Origin of the sequence: Bradyrhizobium sp. TM233, assembly GCF_036247965.1 — a bacterium.
Taxonomy (GTDB): Bacteria; Pseudomonadota; Alphaproteobacteria; order Rhizobiales; family Xanthobacteraceae; genus Bradyrhizobium; species Bradyrhizobium ottawaense.
The window spans coordinates 103294-121292 of sequence record NZ_BTIG01000010.1; the positions used below are offsets into that span (position 1 = coordinate 103294).

At 64.5% G+C, this 17999-nt stretch carries 18 protein-coding genes; 8 read left to right on the forward strand and 10 right to left on the reverse strand.

Annotated features, from left to right (window positions below; all coding sequences use genetic code 11):
* The first annotated feature begins 23 nt into the window (after positions 1 to 23).
* Complete coding sequence (locus AABA86_RS22270; RefSeq protein WP_212247691.1) at positions 24 to 776, forward strand: SDR family NAD(P)-dependent oxidoreductase; 753 nt, start codon at positions 24 to 26, stop codon at positions 774 to 776.
* A gap of 418 nt (positions 777 to 1194) precedes the next feature.
* Here AABA86_RS22270 and AABA86_RS22275 read toward each other — a convergent pair whose 3' ends face one another.
* Entirely contained in the window at positions 1195 to 1413 is a 219-nt protein-coding gene (locus AABA86_RS22275; RefSeq protein ID WP_038972668.1) for a hypothetical protein, read from the reverse strand.
* 204 nt (positions 1414 to 1617) lie between these two features.
* Positions 1618 to 2595, reverse strand: a complete 978-nt coding sequence (locus tag AABA86_RS22280; RefSeq protein WP_212247690.1) for a magnesium transporter CorA family protein — start codon at positions 2593 to 2595, stop codon at positions 1618 to 1620.
* Between the two features lie 337 nt (positions 2596 to 2932).
* On the opposite strand from AABA86_RS22280, the gene AABA86_RS22285 reads away from it, so the two are divergent.
* Positions 2933 to 3619: a L,D-transpeptidase gene (locus AABA86_RS22285; RefSeq protein ID WP_212247689.1), complete on the forward strand. Its 687-nt coding sequence runs from the start codon at positions 2933 to 2935 to the stop codon at positions 3617 to 3619.
* A gap of 36 nt (positions 3620 to 3655) precedes the next feature.
* Here AABA86_RS22285 and AABA86_RS22290 read toward each other — a convergent pair whose 3' ends face one another.
* On the reverse strand, positions 3656 to 4753 hold the full coding sequence (locus tag AABA86_RS22290) for an extensin family protein (protein ID WP_338308452.1): 1098 nt from the start codon (positions 4751 to 4753) through the stop codon (positions 3656 to 3658).
* A gap of 64 nt (positions 4754 to 4817) precedes the next feature.
* On the opposite strand from AABA86_RS22290, the gene AABA86_RS22295 reads away from it, so the two are divergent.
* A complete protein-coding gene (locus AABA86_RS22295; protein ID WP_338308453.1) occupies positions 4818 to 6446 on the forward strand; it encodes a fatty-acid--CoA ligase in 1629 nt (542 codons plus the stop codon).
* Positions 6447 to 6673: 227 nt separating this feature from the next.
* Complete coding sequence (locus tag AABA86_RS22300) at positions 6674 to 7528, forward strand: DUF1499 domain-containing protein (protein WP_338308454.1); 855 nt, start codon at positions 6674 to 6676, stop codon at positions 7526 to 7528.
* A gap of 120 nt (positions 7529 to 7648) precedes the next feature.
* Here the strand turns inward: AABA86_RS22300 and AABA86_RS22305 are convergent, their stop codons facing one another.
* The 4 genes from AABA86_RS22305 to AABA86_RS22320 all read right to left on the reverse strand — a co-directional run bounded on the left by AABA86_RS22305 (position 7649) and on the right by AABA86_RS22320 (position 13062).
* Complete coding sequence (locus tag AABA86_RS22305; protein WP_338308455.1) at positions 7649 to 8572, reverse strand: MBL fold metallo-hydrolase; 924 nt, start codon at positions 8570 to 8572, stop codon at positions 7649 to 7651.
* Positions 8573 to 8739: 167 nt separating this feature from the next.
* On the reverse strand, positions 8740 to 9954 hold the full coding sequence (locus AABA86_RS22310) for an acyl-CoA dehydrogenase (protein WP_028144024.1): 1215 nt from the start codon (positions 9952 to 9954) through the stop codon (positions 8740 to 8742).
* Between the two features lie 128 nt (positions 9955 to 10082).
* A complete protein-coding gene (gene ribB, locus AABA86_RS22315; protein WP_212247679.1) occupies positions 10083 to 11159 on the reverse strand; it encodes a 3,4-dihydroxy-2-butanone-4-phosphate synthase in 1077 nt (358 codons plus the stop codon).
* A 172-nt stretch (positions 11160 to 11331) separates the two neighbouring features.
* Positions 11332 to 13062 carry a cation:proton antiporter gene (locus AABA86_RS22320; RefSeq protein WP_212247678.1) on the reverse strand — a complete coding sequence of 577 codons (1731 nt, stop codon included), beginning with the start codon at positions 13060 to 13062 and terminating at the stop codon, positions 11332 to 11334.
* A 67-nt stretch (positions 13063 to 13129) separates the two neighbouring features.
* Here AABA86_RS22320 and AABA86_RS22325 point away from each other — a divergent pair, with 67 nt between their 5' ends.
* Both AABA86_RS22325 and AABA86_RS22330 read left to right on the forward strand, forming a co-directional pair.
* A complete protein-coding gene (locus AABA86_RS22325; protein ID WP_212247673.1) occupies positions 13130 to 13657 on the forward strand; it encodes a DUF3124 domain-containing protein in 528 nt (175 codons plus the stop codon).
* A 119-nt stretch (positions 13658 to 13776) separates the two neighbouring features.
* Entirely contained in the window at positions 13777 to 15009 is a 1233-nt protein-coding gene (locus AABA86_RS22330; protein WP_338308456.1) for an aminotransferase-like domain-containing protein, read from the forward strand.
* A 10-nt stretch (positions 15010 to 15019) separates the two neighbouring features.
* On the opposite strand, the gene hpaD is transcribed toward AABA86_RS22330, so the two are convergent.
* Positions 15020 to 15874 carry a 3,4-dihydroxyphenylacetate 2,3-dioxygenase gene (gene hpaD, locus AABA86_RS22335; RefSeq protein ID WP_338308457.1) on the reverse strand — a complete coding sequence of 285 codons (855 nt, stop codon included), beginning with the start codon at positions 15872 to 15874 and terminating at the stop codon, positions 15020 to 15022.
* Between the two features lie 18 nt (positions 15875 to 15892).
* Positions 15893 to 16165, reverse strand: a complete 273-nt coding sequence (locus AABA86_RS22340; RefSeq protein ID WP_026202606.1) for a helix-turn-helix domain-containing protein — start codon at positions 16163 to 16165, stop codon at positions 15893 to 15895.
* Positions 16166 to 16324: 159 nt separating this feature from the next.
* Here AABA86_RS22340 and AABA86_RS22345 point away from each other — a divergent pair, with 159 nt between their 5' ends.
* A complete protein-coding gene (locus AABA86_RS22345; RefSeq protein ID WP_338308458.1) occupies positions 16325 to 16777 on the forward strand; it encodes a hypothetical protein in 453 nt (150 codons plus the stop codon).
* Between the two features lie 95 nt (positions 16778 to 16872).
* Positions 16873 to 17103: a hypothetical protein gene (locus AABA86_RS22350; RefSeq protein ID WP_212247669.1), complete on the forward strand. Its 231-nt coding sequence runs from the start codon at positions 16873 to 16875 to the stop codon at positions 17101 to 17103.
* A 69-nt stretch (positions 17104 to 17172) separates the two neighbouring features.
* On the opposite strand, the gene AABA86_RS22355 is transcribed toward AABA86_RS22350, so the two are convergent.
* Positions 17173 to 17991 carry an aldo/keto reductase gene (locus tag AABA86_RS22355; protein ID WP_338308459.1) on the reverse strand — a complete coding sequence of 273 codons (819 nt, stop codon included), beginning with the start codon at positions 17989 to 17991 and terminating at the stop codon, positions 17173 to 17175.
* Positions 17992 to 17999: the final 8 nt, after the last annotated feature.

The following is a 17999-nucleotide window of genomic DNA, read 5'->3' on the forward strand; positions in this document are numbered from 1 at the left end:
TTGGGCCGACCTGAAAGATGTCCATGCCGCATTCGTCCAATGCGCCGCGCCGCACACTGCTCCTGACCGGAGCCAGCCGCGGCATCGGCCACGCCACCGTGATCCGCTTCTCCTCGGCGGGCTGGCGCGTCATCACCTGCTCGCGGCATCCGTTTCCGGAGGACTGCCCGTGGGACGCGGGGCCCGAGGACCACATCCAGGTGGACCTCGCCAACCCCGCGGATACCACGCGCGCGATTTCCGACATCCGCAACCGGCTCGAAGGCGGCACGCTGCATGCGCTGGTCAACAATGCCGCGATCTCGCCGAAGGGCGCGGGCGGCTCCAGGCTCGGCTCGGTCGACACCGATCTCGACACCTGGACGCACGTCTTCCATGTCAACTTCTTCGCACCGATCATGATTGCCCGCGGGCTGATCGAGGAATTGAAGGCGGCCAAGGGCTCGGTGGTGAACGTCACCTCGATCGCGGGCTCGCGCGTGCACCCCTTCGCAGGCGCCGCCTACGCCACCTCCAAAGCCGCGCTTGCTTCGCTGACGCGCGAGATGGCCTCCGACTTCGGCCGCGTCGGCGTGCGCGTCAACGCGATCGCACCGGGCGAGATCGACACCTCGATCCTGTCGCCGGGCACCGAGAAGATCGTCGAACAGCAGATCCCGATGCACCGGCTCGGCACGCCCGACGAAGTGGCAAAAATCATCTACGTGCTGTGCACGGACACCTCGTCCTACGTCAACGGCGCCGAGATCCACATCAACGGCGGTCAGCACGTTTGATCCGTTCGCGTCATCGCGCGGCAGTGACGGAGCAATTGCCACAACTTCGCGCTCGTGTCCCGGACGCGCTGCAACGCGAAGCGTTGCTGCGCAGAGCCGGGACCCAGATTACGACGCGGCGCGCGTGGAGAGATGGGCCCCGGCTCTGCTGCGCACCGTCGAAGTGACGCTGCGCTGCGTCCGGGGCACGAGAGTGGAATGTGGCGCACGATATCGCCACATCGTTATTCGAACGTAGCGAAGCAATCCAGACTGCCTCCGCGGAGACAGTCTGGATTGCTTCGTCGCTTCAGCGCAAAATTGCCAGGCAATTTTGTCGCGAGCTCCTCGCAATGACTGGGTTGTTAGCCGCTCAAGGGAAGCAAGGCGATCCAGACAACGCCGCCGCAAGACCTGGATCGCCCTCGCCTTCCGTTCCTCAATCGATTCGAATCCGACGTGACCTGTCGCGCGGCCGCGGAGCGGCCGTGCTGAACGCGGTCGAGCAGTCGTCGTCATTCTCACCGTCGAGCAGCGGAGCACCACAGTGCCGGCACATGCGTGCCGACATCGACGACGCCTTACCGCTCGCCAGGACCTGACGATAGTTCGCCAGGTCGATGACGTTGCGGGGCGACGTTATGTGTTTTTCAACCATGGTTGTTCCTCGCGGCTACGCACTACTTATCGCAGACAAGTTTCGCGCAAACGTTCAGCCCACCGCTCAAATTTTACCGGAGGAATTGCGGCACTGCGCACCCATCACCGCGCGGCCTCAATCCCGATCTATTCTGCGACACGATTCACCGTGTCTGTGCGACCGGCGTAAGGTCTCGGTAGCTATTTTCCGAGCGCGACGAGATCAGAGCCACTTCTTCCACTTGAAGAGCCAGTACGGAAGAATCGCGGCGACAAGCATCATCACCAGCGCCATCGGATAGCCGTGCGCCCATTCGAGTTCCGGCATCATCTTGAAGTTCATGCCGTAGATCGAGGCGATCAGCGTCGGCGGCATCAGGACGACGGCCATGACCGAGAACAGCTTGATGATGTTGTTCTGCTCGAGATTGACGACGCCGAGCATGGCGTCGAGCACGAAGGTGATCTTGCTGGAGAGATAGGAGGCGTGGTCGGTCAGCGAGACGACGTCGCGCTGCATGGTCTTGAGCTGCTCACGCATGTCCTTCGACCACTTCACCCCCTCCACCACCGCCGAAAGGAAGGCGACGACGCGGCCGATTGACACCAGGCTCTCGCGAACCTTGGAGGTCAGATCGCCCTTGCGGCCGATCGAGATCAGGATCTGGGAATACTGCTTGGCGTGGCCGTGGCGCTCGCTCTCGGGCTCGAAGATGTCGTGGCTGACCTGGTCGATCTCGGCGCCGCAGCGCTCCAGGATGTCGGCGCAGCGGTCGATCACGGCGTCCAGCAGTTCCATCAGCACCATCTCGCCGGTGATGGCGGGCGTGCAGGAGCGGGCGAGCTTGGCCTCGACCAGGGCGAAGGGCTTCGGCAGGTCGTAGCGTACCGTCACCAGGCGGTGGTCGCCGAGGATGAAGGTCACCGCCGTGGTCCGGGGCATGTCGGTATCGGAGTGGCACATTAGCGTCGCGGTCATGTAGCGCGCGCCGTTCTCGATATAGAGGCGGCTGGAGATCTCGATCTCCTGCATGTCTTCCCGGGTCGGGATGGCGATGCCGGCGAGCCGCTCCACTGCCTTGTCCTCGGCCGCGCTCGGGTTGACGAGGTCAATCCAGACCGCGCTTTCGGGCAACGCGGTGAGATCTTCGATGACAACCTTCTTCAGGACGGACTCGGAGGGAACAAACACCGAAAACATGCGCGACTCCAGAGAACCTGCGACAGAATGACAGCCCTTAGCGCGATTCTGACAAGTTCACGATGACAACCACATTAACGGAGCGTTTGCATTTGTGGCGGTGCCATGGCTCAACTGTGGCACGGAATCGACAGTCCGGCGCCCCGCGGCCCCAAAATCTTCACGGGACCGTAAAACTTGCGGCAGAAAAGCCACAGCTCGGGTCTTGCAGCGCGGGATAATGCCTTCAATGCTGGAATTGTGGCAGATTTCAACGATAATGGGATTAACGGAGTCGAGGAACTTGGGCGGTAAGCTCAGGCCTTCCGCACGGTATTGTTTTGATTGGAACCAAATCATGTCGTCGCTGAAAGTTAAGTTGGGAATTCTGGCCGCCGGCCTGATGCTGTCGGGCTGCATGCAGGCTACGCATTTCGAGGCGACCGACACCAAAGCCTTCAAGCCGAAGGACAAGGAACTGCTCGCCAAGGTCCGGTACGAGAACACCCCGGTTGCGGAGCCGTTCCGGCGCGCCATCGTCGAGTACCACCGCAAGGAATCGCCGGGCTCGATCGTGGTCGATTCGGACAATCACTATCTCTATTACGTGCAGGATGGCGGCAAGGCGATCCGCTACGGCATCACCGTCGGCGAAGAGGCCATGGCCTGGTCGGGCATCGCCAAGGTGGGCAGCAAGACCGAGTGGCCGGCCTGGCACCCCACCCCCGGCGAAATTTCGCGCCTGGGCGTGCCGACCTATGTCGCACCCGGCCCGGACAATCCGATGGGCTCTCGCGCGATTTACCTCTATTCCGGCGGGAAAGACACATTGTTCCGCATCCACGGCACCAACCAGCCGGAATATATCGGCGCCTCCATCTCGTCAGGCTGCATCCGCCTGACCAACGAGGACGCGATTGATCTCTATGATCGCGTCAAGGTCGGCACGATCGTGGTCGTGCTCGAGCCGAAGCACGGCGACTCTCCCTACAATTCGCGGCTGGCGCTCGGCAGCAGCCAGACCGGCCAGGCGGGCAGCTACTGATCGCTTTCCGATCTCTGAAATTCAAAAGCGCCGGTTTTACCGGCGCTTTTTTGTTGCCGGCTTGTGCGGCTGGGACTTGCCGGCACCGGGCCCCGGATTCTCCGCGGGCGCTGGAGACTTCTCCACCGCCTCGTCGTCAGCTCCATCCTTTTCTTCAGGTTTGGCCTCGGGCTTGGCCGCGACCTCGCGCGGCGGCGCCTCCTCGGGGCGTTCCGCCGGCAGCAGCGGGGCGACTTGCGGCAGCGGATCCCAGACGTTCCACTGGCAGATCCGGTAGTCGTTGCGCCGCTGCGCCAGATCAAGATGGATATGGTCCTCATGGTACCAGTCCGAGCCCGGGCCGAGCACGGTGGAAAACCGCGTGCAGACCGAATGCAGCACGCGCTCGCGCACGTCGCGCGACATGCTGCGATCGGTAAGGCCGATCGACTGCCCGTTGGCCAGCTTGATGCCCCGGACATCGAGGGCGTTGGCCTTGCCGTGCTCGGACAGCAGCGCGCCGGCGACGCGGTTGCGTCCCCGGCACTCAAAGCTGTCGAAATTATCGAGTTCGCCAATGGTCGAACCGAGGCTGGTGGCCAGCGGCGCCATGTCCTTGCGCAGCCAATCGGCGATTGCTGAGGCCATGGTGCAGCGAAGGATCGCCGCCGGCTTGACCGCCACCTTGCGCTTGTCCGGCAGCACGACGGCTTCCAGCCGCACCAGATCCTCGCCGCCGCAGGCCCCGGGGCCGCGGATGTCCGGAATTGAGGGCGCGATTGCGATCTCCTCGGTCAGCGCGAGACGGCAGGCGGAGACCGGCTTCTGGGGTGGTGCCGCAGCCTCGGCGGGCTTGTCCGGAGAAGGCTTGTCCGAAGAAGGCTTGCCGTCAGCCTCCGGCGGGGCCTCGTCCGATGCCTTGGGCGCCTCCTCGGGGCGCGGTCTCGGCAGCGGGATCCTGGCGGAATGAACCGCGTGGCGCGGCCGTGGTGCAGCGATACCGAAGATATCCAGCGGGAATGTCGATTTTCGCGCCTCTGCCCTCTCGGCGAGCACGAGCGACAGCCCGAGCGCAGCGGTAACCATTGCCGCGCCAGCGGACATATAGCCGCGACAAGACCATTTGCGGCGAAAGTCCGGCAGGCTAAAACTCATGGCAATCTTTGGCCCAACGCTGAGAGCGACAACGCGCCCAGCGACTTCTCGGAGGAACGTCGGAATGCTTGGTTTGATGCAAGATTGGCCCCTGCTCTGCCACCGGATCATCGAACACGCCGCCAGGATTCATGGCAAGCAGGAGGTGGTCACACGCTCGGTCGAGGGACCGATCCATCGCACCACTTACGCCGAGATCCACAAGCGCGCGCTCAAGGTCTCGCAGATGCTGGAGCGCGACGACATCAAGCTCGGCGACCGTGTCGCGACGATCGCCTGGAACACCTGGCGCCATCTCGAGGTGTGGTACGGCATCATGGGGATCGGCGCCATCTGCCATACCGTCAATCCCCGCCTTTTCCCCGAGCAGATCGCCTGGATCATCAACCATGCGCAGGACCGCATCGTGATGACCGACATCACCTTCGTTCCGGTCCTGGAGAAGATCGCCGACAAGCTGACGAGCGTGGAACGCTACGTCGTGCTGACCGACAAGGCGCACATGCCGCAGACGACGCTGAAGAATGTGGTCGCCTACGAGGACTGGATTGCGGAGGCCGACGGCAAATTCAAATGGAAGGACTTTGACGAGAACACGGCAGCCGCGATGTGCTACACGTCGGGCACGACAGGCGACCCGAAGGGTGTGCTGTATTCGCATCGCTCCAACGTGCTGCACGCGCTGATGGCCAACAATGTCGACGCGCTCGGCACCAGTGCGTCCGAGACGATGCTGCCGGTGGTTCCGCTATTCCATGCCAACAGCTGGGGCATTGCCTTCTCCGCGCCCTCGCAGGGCACCAAGCTGGTCATGCCCGGCGCCAAGCTCGACGGCGCCTCGGTCTACGAGTTGCTCTCGACCGAGAAGGTGACCCACACCGCCGGCGTGCCGACGGTGTGGCTGATGCTGCTCCAGCACATGACCGCCAATAATCTCAGGCTACCGGACCTGAAGATGGTGATCTGCGGCGGCTCGGCGATGCCGCGCTCGATGATCAAGGCCTTCCTCGACATGGGCTCGAACGTGCGTCACGCCTGGGGCATGACCGAGATGAGCCCGATCGGCAGCGTCGCGGCGCTGAAGCCGCCGTTCCAGAACGCCACCGGCGACGAGCGGCTCGACGTGCTGCAGATGCAGGGCTACGCGCCCTTCGCGGTCGAGATGAAGATCACCGACGATGCCGGCAAGGAGCTGCCCTGGGACGGCAAGACCTTCGGCCGCCTCAAGGTCTCCGGCCCTGCCGTCGCCAAGGCCTATTACCGCGTCGACAGCAACATCCTCGACGAGGACGGCTTCTTCGATACCGGCGACGTCTCGACCATCGACGAGGACGGCTACATGCGGATCACCGACCGCTCCAAGGACGTGATCAAGTCCGGCGGCGAGTGGATCTCCTCGATCGACCTCGAAAACCTCGCGGTCGGTCATCCGGCCGTGGCGGAAGCCGCCGTGATCGGCGTGTTCCACCCCAAATGGGACGAGCGACCGCTCCTGATCGTGCAGCTCAAGCAGGGTCAGCAGGCCACCCGCGAGGAGATCCTGAAATACATGGACGGCAAGATCGCCAAATGGTGGATGCCCGACGACATCGCTTTCGTCGACGGTATTCCGCACACCGCCACCGGCAAGATCCTGAAGACGGCGCTGCGCGACCAGTTCAAGGATTATCGCTTCCCGAACGCGGCGGCGTAAGGCCATCGCTCGAACGTCATTCCGGGGCGATGCGAAGCATCGAACTATGGTGCGCACTTGCGCATCTGAGAATCTCGAGATTCCGGGTTCGGCTCTTTGAGCCGCCCCGGAATGACGGGGAGTAGCAGCCCCCACCCTTGAATTTGCCCCCGGGCCGTGGTCTCAACGGCTCATCGTCGCGCCGCGTCGGCCGGCACGTCTCCAAAAGCCCCGGCAGAGCTCACTCGATGGCCCGCAGGTTTTCCGCTCCCTATCAGTCGGAGCCCGTGTCCAGCCTCGCGAGCTGGGCACGCAATTTGGCCGTGTTCGCGGTGGTGGCGGTGGTGGTGTCGATCATCATCGTCCGCTTCGATTTCCTGGAGCCGAAGCCGGCGCTTGCGACCTTCTTCGGCGGGCTCGCGATATCAGGCCTGTCGATCCTGTTCGGGCTCGCCGGCTTTGCCGCGATCTGGCAGAACGGCTCGCGCGGCATGGCGCGCATCCTGCTCGCTTTCCTGATCGACGGAGCGATCCTCGCCTATCCCGCCTATCTGGCCTTGCAATATCGCAAGCTGCCGGCGATCTACGACATCACCACCGATCCGATCGATCCGCCGCGTTTCGAGGCGCTGGCGCGGCTGCGCACCGGCGAGGGCACCAACACCGCGGTCTATGCCGGCCTCTATTCGGCGGAGCAGCAGCGCCACTTCTATCCTGATATCGAGCCCGTCGAGCTCGAGATTTCCGTCGACCGCGCCTATGCGATCGCGCTGCAGCTCGTCAACAAGCGCAAATGGATCGTCATCGACGAGCGCGCACCGCAGCCGCCGCGCCGCGTCGGCCGCATCGAGGCGGTGGCGCGCACGCCGATCATGGGTTTCCGTGAGGACATTTCGATGAGGTTCGTGGCGGACGGCGATGATTCCCGCGTCGACATCCGCTCGGCCTCGCGCAATTTCGACAGCGATCTCGGCAGCAACGCCGCGCGCGTCAAGAAATTCATCGACGACCTCAACACCGCCGCCGATGCCGACGCGCTCAAGCCGGTGAAGAAGACCCCGGTGGCGCCGCCGAAGACGCCGGCAAAGACGGTGAAGAAGTAGCCCCGCAGTCATTCCGGGGCGCGCAATAGCGCGAACCCGGAATCCATCGAGCCGCAGCGTTGGTGGATGAATGGATTCCGGGCTCGATGCTGCGCATCGCCCCGGAATGACGGCGGAGAGCTACGCGTTCGCCATCCGATACGTCCCGCCAATCACGGGATCGCCCTCGGTCGCGACCACGCCGCGGGCGACCAGGTCTTCCAGATGCGCCAGCACGGAATAGCCGGCGGCGGTCGTCAGCCTGGGATCGATGCCGATATAGATCGCGCGGACCATGGTCGGGATGTCGGCCTCGCCCTTGGCGAGGCGGTGCAGGATCGAGGCCTCGCGCGCCTTGCGGTGGCGGATCAGGAAGCGCACGAAGCGCTGGCCGTCGGGGATCTCCGGGCCATGGCCGGAGAAATAGAGATCCTCCTCGCGTGCGGCGAGCCGGTCGAGCGAGTCCATGTAGTCGATCATCGAGCCGTCGGGCGGCGCCACGATCGAGGTGGACCAGCCCATCACGTGATCGCCGACGAAGTTGAACTTTCGCTCCGGCCAGGCGAATGCCAGATGATTGGCGGTGTGGCCCGGCGTCGCCACGGCCTCGAGCCGCCAGCCGTCACCTTCGACGACGTCGCCATGGGCGACGCTGACGTCCGGTACGAAATCGCGGTCGGCGCCGGATTCCGGATTGTGCTTCTCACTCTCGAAACGCGGGCGCGAGGCCCGGTGCGGGCCTTCGGCGTAGACCGGTGCACCGGTCGCCTGCTTGATCCGCGCGGTGTTCGGCGAATGGTCGCGATGGGTGTGGGTGACGAAGATATGGCTCACCGTCTCGCCGCGCACGGCATCGAGCAGCGCAGCCGCATGCGCCGCATCGTCCGGACCGGGATCGATGATCGCGACATTGCCGCGGCCTACGATGTAGCTGACCGTGCCGGTGAAGGTGAACGGGCTCGGATTGTTACAGAGCACGCGGCGCACGCCGGGTCGGACTTCCTCGACGACGCCCGGCTTCAGCGGAAAGTTGCGGTTGAACGGGACGTCGTCGTTGTCGGACATGGCTTGCTCATACCTTGCTGACTTCGTCATGCCCGGCCTTGTGCCGGGCATCCCCGTTCTTCGCGCGCCTAAGACGTAGATGGCCGGGTCATCTGGCGCGAAGACGCGCTTCGCGCTTTTGCCCGGCCATGACGTCGAAGAGTTTCCCGCCGCGTAACCTTGCGAGCTCAGAAGAACGCCTGGATGCCCGTGATGGCGCGGCCGAGGATCAGGGCGTGGACGTCGTGCGTGCCCTCGTAGGTGTTGACCGTCTCGAGGTTATGGACGTGGCGCATCACATGATACTCGATCGAGATGCCGTTGCCGCCGTGCATGTCGCGCGCGACACGGGCGATGTCGAGGGCCTTGCCGCAATTGTTGCGCTTCATGATCGAGATCATCTCGGGCGCGAACTTGCCCTCGTCCATCAGGCGGCCGACGCGAAGCGAGCCCTGAAGGCCGAGCGCGATCTCGGTCTCCATGTCGGCGAGCTTTTTCTGCACGAGCTGGGTCGCGGCGAGCGGCTTGCCGAACTGCTTGCGGTCGAGCGTGTACTGGCGCGCGCGATGCATGCAGTCCTCGGCCGCGCCGAGCGCGCCCCAGGAGATGCCGTAGCGGGCGCGGTTGAGGCAGCCGAACGGCCCCTTCAGGCCGGAGACGTTGGGCAGCAGCGCGTCTTCCGGAACCACGACACCGTCCATCACGACCTCGCCGGTGATGGAGGCGCGAAGCGACAGCTTGCCGCCGATCTTCGGCGCGGAGAGGCCCTTCATGCCCTTTTCCAGCACGAAGCCGCGGATCTGGTTGTCGTGCGCGGCCGATTTGGCCCACACCACGAACACGTCGGCGATCGGCGCGTTCGAGATCCACATCTTGCTGCCGGTGAGGCGGTAGCCGTCCGCGACCTTCTCGGCGCGGGTCTTCATGCCGGCCGGATCGGAGCCGGCATCAGGCTCGGTCAGGCCGAAGCAGCCGACCCACTCGCCGCTGGCGAGCTTCGGCAGGTACTTCTTGCGCTGGTTCTCGTCGCCATAGGCGTAGATCGGGTACATCACCAGCGAGGACTGCACCGAGTTCATCGAGCGATAGCCGGAATCGACCCGCTCGATCTCGCGCGCGACGAGGCCATAGGCGACGTAGCTCGCATTGGCGCAGCCATATTCCTCCGGCAGCGTGATGCCGATCAGGCCGAGCTCGCCCATTTCGTTGAAGATCTCGCGATCGGTCGTCTCTTCGAGATAGGCCTTGGAGACGCGCGGCAGCAGCTTGTCCTGGGCATAGGCGCGGGCAGTGTCTCGCACCATGCGCTCGTCTTCGGTGAGCTGCTCGTCGAGCAGGAACGGATCGTCCCATTGGAAAGAAGCCGCAGCCGGCTTGTCCTTGGCCTGAGGGCGCACGCTCATGAAACGTCCTTTCGTCTGGTTCCGTCAGAAATTGCCCGACAAACTAAAGCGCCGCGGCAACAAGTGCAATTGCATCCTGGTTCGGTCATTCCGGGTCGCGCAACGGCGCGAACCCAGCAACGGCGTCGTCAGTTCTCGAGCTGTTCGTTGGCGACGATCTCGATGCCGAAGCCCGACAGGCCCTTGTAGTCGTGCACCGAGGAGGTGAGATGCCGGATCGAGGTGACGCCGAGGTCGCGCAAGATCTGCGCACCGACGCCGACCTCGCGCCACTGGCGGTTGCGGTCGGCTTCCGTCGCCGACTCGTCCGGCAGCGCCGCCACGGGGACACCGGCCGCGCCGTCGCGCAAGTAAACCAGCACCCCTCGGCCGGATTTCTTGAAATGCTCGAGCACGGCGGCCATGCGCTTGTGCCCGGTGAAGATGTCCTTGACGATGTTCGGCTTGTGAAAGCGCGTCAGCACGTTCTTGCCGTCGCCGACGCCGTTATAGACGAAAGCGACGTGGGCGATGGAATCGAACGGCGAACGGTAGGCATAGCCTTGCAAGGGTCCGATCGGGCTTTCGGTGACGAAGGTCGAGACCCGCTCGATCAGCTTCTCGCGCGCCTGGCGGTAGGCAATCATGTCCGCGATGGTGACATGCTTCAGCTTGTGCTGGGCGGCGAAGCGGGCGACCTGCTCGCCCTTCATCACGCTGCCGTCGTCGTTCATCAACTCGCTGATGACGCCGACCGGCGGCAGGCCGGAGAGCTTGCAGAGATCGACGGCGGCCTCGGTATGGCCCGAGCGCAGCAGCACGCCGCCATCCTTGGCGATCAGCGGGAAGATGTGGCCGGGCCGGGCGAAATCATTGGCGCCGACATTGGGATTGGACAGCGCGCGGCAGCAGGAGGCGCGTTCCTCGGCGGAGATGCCGGTGCCGCCATCGGGCTTGTAGTCTATCGACACCGTGAAGGCGGTGGTGTGCGCGGAATCGTTGTGGGCCACCATCGGATCGAGCCGCAGGCGGCGCGCGTCCTCGGTGGTCACCGGCGCGCAGACGATGCCTGACGTATGGCGGATGATGAACGCCATCTTCTCGGCGGTGCAGAGCGAGGCGGCGACGATCAGATCGCCCTCACCCTCACGGTCCTCGTCGTCGGTGACGACAACGAGCTCACCCCGGGCAAAGGCCTGCAAGACTTCCTGAACGCTATCGGGCATGTCCCAATCTCTATCGGTTACGAGCGGGAGGCTTAGCCGGACTTGGGCCGGGGCGCTAGTGTCCTGGACGCAACCGCATATTCCGGGCAGCGGGCCATCGGAGGCCGGCCTTGCACCGAAGATACCAGGGATATAGGCGCAGACGGCCGGAGCGGAAGGCGGCCGGACGCCGTCAGGGCAGCACTTCGCGGCGCTCGCCGAGCCGCTGATCGAGCTCGGCGCGCTTGTCGGAGAGCAGGCCGGCCTGCGCGGCCTCGATCACGGTAAACAGCTCATGAGCGTCGCTGAGCCGGGTTACGGTGACGTAGCTGGCGCCGGCCGCATAGAGCTCCTCCACGTCCGACAGGAGATCGGCGGTGGCAACGATCATGGCGGTCGGATTCAGGGTGCGGACGTGGCGGACCAGCTTCTCGTTGCTGGCGCCCTTCAGTAGCGCATCCGGCACGCTGAGGATGATCATCTCGGACTTGCCGACGCCGGCATGGAGCAGCGTATCCGCGCTGCTGATGTCGCCATAGATCACGTGCAGGCCGCGCGACAGCAACGTCTGGTACACATTGGGGTTGAAATCGACCACGGTGATCTGCTCCAGCAGCACCGGCGCCTGCCGTTCGATCTCGGCCAGCAGCGCGCTCGCCGCACGGAAAAAGCCGAGGATGACGATACGGCGGGCCTCGCCATGGCCGCCCTCGTGCCCCTCCTCCGCATGGCCGTTGCCGTGGTCGAGATCGCGCAGGCCGATCCGCTTCAGGGGGCCGATCGCCCAGCGGGTGATCTCGTCGCTGCGGCTCATCGCGAAGGTCGAGAGCACCGCGAGCACCACGAAGGCGAAGGAGGCGGCATTCGCCGTCTCGGCTGCGATGTGGTGGTCGGCGACGCCGGTCTGGATCACCACCAGCGAGAACTCGGAGATCTGCGCGAGGTTCAGCGCCGGCAACAGGCTGGCGCGCAGGCCCTGCTTCATCAGATAGAGCGGCGTGAAGGTGGTGACGAGGCGGCTCACGACCGTGAAAGCCGCGATCATCAGCGCCAGCCCGATCACGGAGAGGCCGGGCACGGGAATGGTCATGCCGAGCGCGACGAAGAACAGGGTGATGAAGAAGTCACGGAGCGTGGTGACCTTGGCGGTGACGTCGAGCGCGTAGGGAAAGGTCGAGAGCGAGACGCCGGCGATCAGGGCGCCCATCTCGCGCGACAGCGACAGCCGCTCGGCGGTCTCGGCGACGAGAAAGCACCAGGCCAGCGCGCCGAGCAGGATCAGCTCGGGTCGCCGGGCGATCTGGTGGAACAGCCGCGGCAGCACGTAGCGGCTGACCAGCAGAGCTGCGGCGACCAGCACCGCGACACGGCCGATCGAGAGCAGGATGACGCTGGCCTGCAGATTGGCAAGGCTCGGCTGCACCGCCAGGAACAGGATGGCGAAGATGTCCTGAAGCACCAGCACGCCGAGCGTGATGCGCCCCGGCAGCGTGTCGAGCTCGCGTTTCTCGTAGAGCACCTTGACGATGATCACGGTGCTCGACAGCGCGCAGGCGACGCAGAGATAGACCGCATCGAAGTGCCCGCCCCCGAGTGACAGGCCGATGCCGACGAAGAACAGGACCCCGAGCAGGCAGCCGCCAAGGAGCTGGCCGCCCGCCGCGAACAGGATCACCTTTCCCGCCCGCACGATCTTCTTCAGGTCGATCTCGAGGCCAATCATGAACAGCATGAAGATCAGGCCGAGCTCGGAGATGACGCTGATCGATTCCTGCGAGTGGACCCAGCCGGCGCCGAATGGACCTATGCAAAAGCCGGCGATAAGATAGGCCAGAATGAGCGGCTGCCGGGAGAAATGGGCGAGCAGGCCCAGCATCCAGGCAAACAGAATACAGAGAGTGATGTCGCGAATGAGCTCGTGCATGCCAAATTGGTCCGTTTTGCCGCACCCTAGAGACGGGTTGCGGCGCGGCAAGCGAGCAATTCGTCACATGCGAAAAGGGCTGTTCGCAGCAATGCTGCTATGCCCCCTCGCCTTTGCCGTGCCCGCCGCTGCACAATCCAAGGTCAATATTGAACAGAACTTTGCCGATTCCCTCACCGCGCTGCCGAAGGAGGAGCTCGCAATCTCCGGTGGATTCTACGTGCCTGCCTATTCCAGCGTCGCAATGAGCCAGGGCAAGCTGCGCGTCGACTTCTCGGTGACCTTGAGTGTTCACAACGCCTCCGAGACCCAGCCGCTGGTGATCAAACGCATCGCCTATTTCGACACCGCAGGCAAGCAGGTCGAGAGTTATCTGAAGGCGCCGGTGGCCGTGAGGCCGCTGGCCACCGTCTCGATCTTCATTCCGACCGACGACGTGCGCGGCGGGACCGGGGCCAATTTCCTGGTCGACTGGGCCGCGACAGGCGAGATCGCCGAGCCCGTGGTCGAGGCCCTGATGGTTGGCGGCGTCGCCAATGCGCATTACGCTTTCATCAGCCAGGGCCGTCCGACTAGGACGGCCACAAAGAAGTGAGTCCGTCCGACCCGGACGGCTGGCAAGAAGTAAGGCCGTCCGACCCGGACGGCCGGCAAGACACAAGGCTGGCCGGCGCAACGCCGGCTGGCTCAACAAGAACAAAACGAGGAACACCCATGACGTCCAGCTTCGATTTCGCCCCCCTGTTTCCGGCAGGGCTGCCGGCCCCTTCTGCGCGCTGGACCGGCCTTGCCAAATACAGCTTCGTCGGCGGCAACAACGATTCCGAACAGGTGCCGCTCGACGAGTTGATCGAAGCGACCAACACGGTGCTGCGGCGAGAGGGCCGGTCGCTCGCCACTTACGGGCTGGCGCATGGGCCGCAGGGCTACCTGCCCTTGCGCGAATTCCTGGTGACCAAACTCAAGCGCGATGCCGGCATCAACTGCACCGTCGACGATCTCCTGATCGTCTCCGGCTCACTCCAGGCGCTCGACCTCGTCAACGCGACGCTGCTGACGCGCGGCGACACCGTGATCTTCGAGCAGGACAGCTATCAGGGCTCGCTGACCCGCCTGGCGCGGCTCGGCGTCAATGTGGTCGGCATCCCCCTCGACAAGGACGGCATGCGCATGGACGTGCTGGCAGCAACGCTGGCTGACCTGAAGAGCCGTGGCATCCGGCCCAAATACATCTACACCATCCCGACCGTGCAGAACCCGACCGGCAGCATCATGCCCGAGAGCCGCCGCACCGAGCTGGTGCGGCTCGCGACCGAATATGGCGTGCCCATTTTCGAGGACGATTGCTATGCCGACCTCGTGTGGTCGGGCCAGCGGCCGCCGGCGATCCATGCGATGAGCCCGAACGGCGGCGTGATCCATATTGGCTCGTTCTCCAAGTCGATCGCGCCGGCGCTGCGCGTCGGCTTCATCGTGGCGCCCTGGGAGGTGATGTCGCGGATGCTGGCGCTGAAGACGGATGCCGGCTCCGGTGCGCTCGAGCAGATGGTGCTCGCCGCCTATTGCAAGCCGCATTTCGCAAGCCACGTGCCGGCGCTGACCAAGGCGCTGCGCACCAAGCTCGACACGCTGATGGAAGCGCTGAACGAGCAGTTCGGGACGGCAGCGGAATTCGAGGAGCCCAAGGGCGGCATCTTCCTCTGGGTGAAGCTGCCCGACCAGGTCGATACGCTTAAACTGTATCAGGCCGCACTCGCCGCGGGCGTCTCGATCAATCCGGGACCGGAATGGTCGACCAGCAAGAGCCATTCCAGCTCGCGCTTACGGCTGTGTTTTGCGAGTCCGACGCATCAGCAGATCCGCGAGGGCGTCGCCGTGCTCGCCGAGGTCTGCCGCAAGGAGTTCGGCGTGCCGGCCCGGAGTGCGAATGTGGAGAAACGGGCCTGAGGCCGCGGCCTCACGCCTCGACGTGAAACTCCACGTTGACCTGGCCGGAGCCGGAGGACGGAAAATAGTCGCAGAGCTGCTCGGCGGCGCCGCAATAGTCGTACCAGCCGAGCGCGGCGAACAGCATGATGGTGTCGGCCATGCCGCCTTCGCCGTTGCACTTGGTGGCGTAGTCCGGAAGCATGTCGAGGAATTCGCGATAGCGGCGGCTCTGCCATAGCTCGAGCACGCGCAGGTCGACCTGGCGGTTGAACTCGCTGGCCACCGACGTCCACGCCTCCGGGCCCAGCTTCTTGTTCGGCCAGAGCCGATGCGAGAGCGAACCGCTGGCGAGGACGGCGACCCGTTCACCGGACTCGTCGATCGCGCGGCGGGTCGCTTCACCGAGGATCCGGCTCTCCTCGAATGAGGTGAAGAGCGGCGAAGCGACCGAGACGACCTTCGCGAAGCCGTCCAAGTTCAGGTAGTGCATTGGCACGACGGTGCCGTATTCGAGCCCGAGGCTGGCCACCTGATGGGCGATCACGTTCAGGCCGGCGTCCCCGGCCCTATCAGCGATGGCTTCGGCCAGGCGCGTGTCACCCGGCAGGTCGTAGCGCAGATCCTGGATCATCTGCGGCGCCTCGTGGCTCGTGAACGAGCCGCGATGCCGCGCATTGGCATTGATGTGGTAGCCGAAATTGGAGAGCCAGTGGGTGTCGAACACCACGAAGCAGGTGACGCCGCGCTCTTTCGCCCGTCGACCGAGCTCGCGCAAAGACCTGACCGCCGGCTCGCGCGCGGCGCGCAGCAAGCTGCCGGGCGCCTCCGACAGCATCAACGATGGAACGTGGGTGACCTTGGCCGCGAGTACGAGCTGCCCCATGGCGGTCACCTCGAAGCGTCAGGCCGCCTGTGGCTGGCTGCCGTGGATCGCGGAGGCCAGCCGCAGCAAGAGGACGATCGAGACGTTGCCCTTGCCGGCCTCGATCTGGGCGATATAACGCTCGGAAATCCCGGAACGGCGGGCCAGTTCGCGGCGCGACAGGTCGCAGCGCATGCGCGAGGACCTCAAGCGATCGCCCAGCTCCGTCAGAAACGCGGTCTCCGAATATGGCGGCACGGCACAGCTCCCCGGCAGCACTTCGCCCGCAAAATCCATGACTTGATTCAGCATTGGTCTATCCAGGTTCGCCTTCGGGAAACGCCATCCTACCCCGGAAAAGACCGGCCTCATTGACGCGGATCAAATTCGCGAGCGATCGGCGGCGGCCATGGACGGACGCCGGCGGGATGCTACACTTTGGAATTCTTCGAGGCGGGGTTTCTTCAGGACATGACGCGTTGTTTGAGCCGCGGAATCGCGGCTGCGATGCTGTGGGTGGCGATCACCTCCACGGCAGGTGCCGAGACGTTGACCACGACGGTCGAGCAATACGGCCTGCTCGGCTCGTGGGCGGTGGATTGCGCGGTCCGGCCCGACCGCGACAAGGGCGCGCTCCTGACTTACGAAATCCGGAAGGACGGCCGGGTGATGTACCGGCGCAATTTCGGCGAGGCCAAGGACGAGAACGAAGTGGTGTCGGCCAGGGTCGGCGCCGAGGGCCTGCTCAATGTGATGGTGTACTTCCCATCGCTGCACCAGACGCGTGAGTTCGGCCTGCTGCTGGCCAAGGACGGCAGCCTGCGCGCGATCTACAATCGCAGCGAGCGCGGCGCGTACACGATCAGGGACGGCAAGTACGTCGCCACCGGCGCGCCGACGCCGGCGCAGCAACGCTGCGATTAGTCACCTGAACAGCTGTTCAGAATTCTCCCGCGCCTCCTCCGGAACGTTCGCGCGAATGCGCGGTTTAATTGTGCATTCGATTGGAGGAGGACATCATGAAGAAGCTTGGTTATGTGGTTGCGGCTCTGGGTGCGCTCGTGATCGCGGCGCCGACGCTGGCGAGCGCGGAGACGGTGGTGATCAAGCGCGGTCATCATCACGGCCCGTACGGCGCTCGCGCGGAATTCCGCGAGCATCGCGACCACGGCTGGCATCGCGGCTGGCACCATCGCGGCGACAGGGTCGTGGTGATCAAGCGCAACCATCGCCACCACCACTGGGACTAATGCAGAGCGCAATATGGAAATGGCCCCTCACGGGGCCATTTCTCTTGCGCATCGAAAGCCCTTCCGAAGCTAATCCCATGCCGGCGCGAAGCCGGGATTGACGCAGCGCCTGTCCTTCGGCAGCGCGGCGATCTTCTGGCGGTCGGCATCGTCGAGCGTGATCTTCAGCGCGTCGAGATTGGCTTGCTGGCTCTCCCGGCGCGAGGCCTTCGGAATCGCGGCGACGCCGTCCTGGTCGAGCAGCCATTTCAGCGCCACTTGCGCGGCGGTTGCGTTGTGCCTGGCGCCGATCTCGGCCAGCACCGGCTCCGAGGCAACGCGCCCCTGCGCCAGCGGGCAATAAGCCACCAGCGGGATCGACTTCGCGGCGAGATAGGCCAGCACCTTCGATTGATCGAGCATCGCGTGATATTCGATCTGGTTGCAGGCGATCGGAGCCCTGATGTCCTCGACCACGGTCTTGAGCAGCGCCGTGGTGAAATTGGCAACGCCAATCGCCCGCGTGCGGCCCTCCTGCTTCAGCCTCATCAGGGTCTCGAACACCGCACCCCAGTTCGCAGCCTTCGACGGCCAGTGCACCAGATAGAGATCGACATGATCGAGCCTGAGCTTGTTCAGGCTGGCATCGAAGGCACGGCGGATCGCGTCGGGGCTGAGGTTCTCATGCCAGACCTTGGTCGTGAGGTGCAACTCGCCGCGCGGCAGGCGAGCCGCGGCAAGGGCATCGCCGATGGATTCTTCGTTGGCGTACATCTCGGCGGTGTCGATGTGGCGATAGCCGATCGACAGCGCGCTCTCGACCGCGGCGCGGCAGGCATCGCCCTGCATGCGAAAGGTGCCGAGGCCGAGCTTGGGCATGCTGATGCCCTGTGTCTTCAGATTGTCCATGAAACAGG

Bases quoted from the DNA above. Each gene is read 5' to 3' on its own strand.
- AABA86_RS22270 (WP_212247691.1), top strand. From the start codon at position 24: ATGCCGCATTCGTCCAATGCGCCGCGCCGCACACTGCTCCTGACCGGA.
- AABA86_RS22275 (WP_038972668.1), bottom strand. From the start codon at position 1,413: ATGGTTGAAAAACACATAACGTCGCCCCGCAACGTCATCGACCTGGCG.
- AABA86_RS22280 (WP_212247690.1), bottom strand. From the start codon at position 2,595: ATGTTTTCGGTGTTTGTTCCCTCCGAGTCCGTCCTGAAGAAGGTTGTC.
- AABA86_RS22285 (WP_212247689.1), top strand. From the start codon at position 2,933: ATGTCGTCGCTGAAAGTTAAGTTGGGAATTCTGGCCGCCGGCCTGATG.
- AABA86_RS22290 (WP_338308452.1), bottom strand. From the start codon at position 4,753: ATGAGTTTTAGCCTGCCGGACTTTCGCCGCAAATGGTCTTGTCGCGGC.
- AABA86_RS22295 (WP_338308453.1), top strand. From the start codon at position 4,818: ATGCTTGGTTTGATGCAAGATTGGCCCCTGCTCTGCCACCGGATCATC.
- AABA86_RS22300 (WP_338308454.1), top strand. From the start codon at position 6,674: ATGGCCCGCAGGTTTTCCGCTCCCTATCAGTCGGAGCCCGTGTCCAGC.
- AABA86_RS22305 (WP_338308455.1), bottom strand. From the start codon at position 8,572: ATGTCCGACAACGACGACGTCCCGTTCAACCGCAACTTTCCGCTGAAG.
- AABA86_RS22310 (WP_028144024.1), bottom strand. From the start codon at position 9,954: ATGAGCGTGCGCCCTCAGGCCAAGGACAAGCCGGCTGCGGCTTCTTTC.
- ribB (WP_212247679.1), bottom strand. From the start codon at position 11,159: ATGCCCGATAGCGTTCAGGAAGTCTTGCAGGCCTTTGCCCGGGGTGAG.
- AABA86_RS22320 (WP_212247678.1), bottom strand. From the start codon at position 13,062: ATGCACGAGCTCATTCGCGACATCACTCTCTGTATTCTGTTTGCCTGG.
- AABA86_RS22325 (WP_212247673.1), top strand. From the start codon at position 13,130: ATGCGAAAAGGGCTGTTCGCAGCAATGCTGCTATGCCCCCTCGCCTTT.
- AABA86_RS22330 (WP_338308456.1), top strand. From the start codon at position 13,777: ATGACGTCCAGCTTCGATTTCGCCCCCCTGTTTCCGGCAGGGCTGCCG.
- hpaD (WP_338308457.1), bottom strand. From the start codon at position 15,874: ATGGGGCAGCTCGTACTCGCGGCCAAGGTCACCCACGTTCCATCGTTG.
- AABA86_RS22340 (WP_026202606.1), bottom strand. From the start codon at position 16,165: ATGCTGAATCAAGTCATGGATTTTGCGGGCGAAGTGCTGCCGGGGAGC.
- AABA86_RS22345 (WP_338308458.1), top strand. From the start codon at position 16,325: ATGACGCGTTGTTTGAGCCGCGGAATCGCGGCTGCGATGCTGTGGGTG.
- AABA86_RS22350 (WP_212247669.1), top strand. From the start codon at position 16,873: ATGAAGAAGCTTGGTTATGTGGTTGCGGCTCTGGGTGCGCTCGTGATC.
- AABA86_RS22355 (WP_338308459.1), bottom strand. From the start codon at position 17,991: ATGGACAATCTGAAGACACAGGGCATCAGCATGCCCAAGCTCGGCCTC.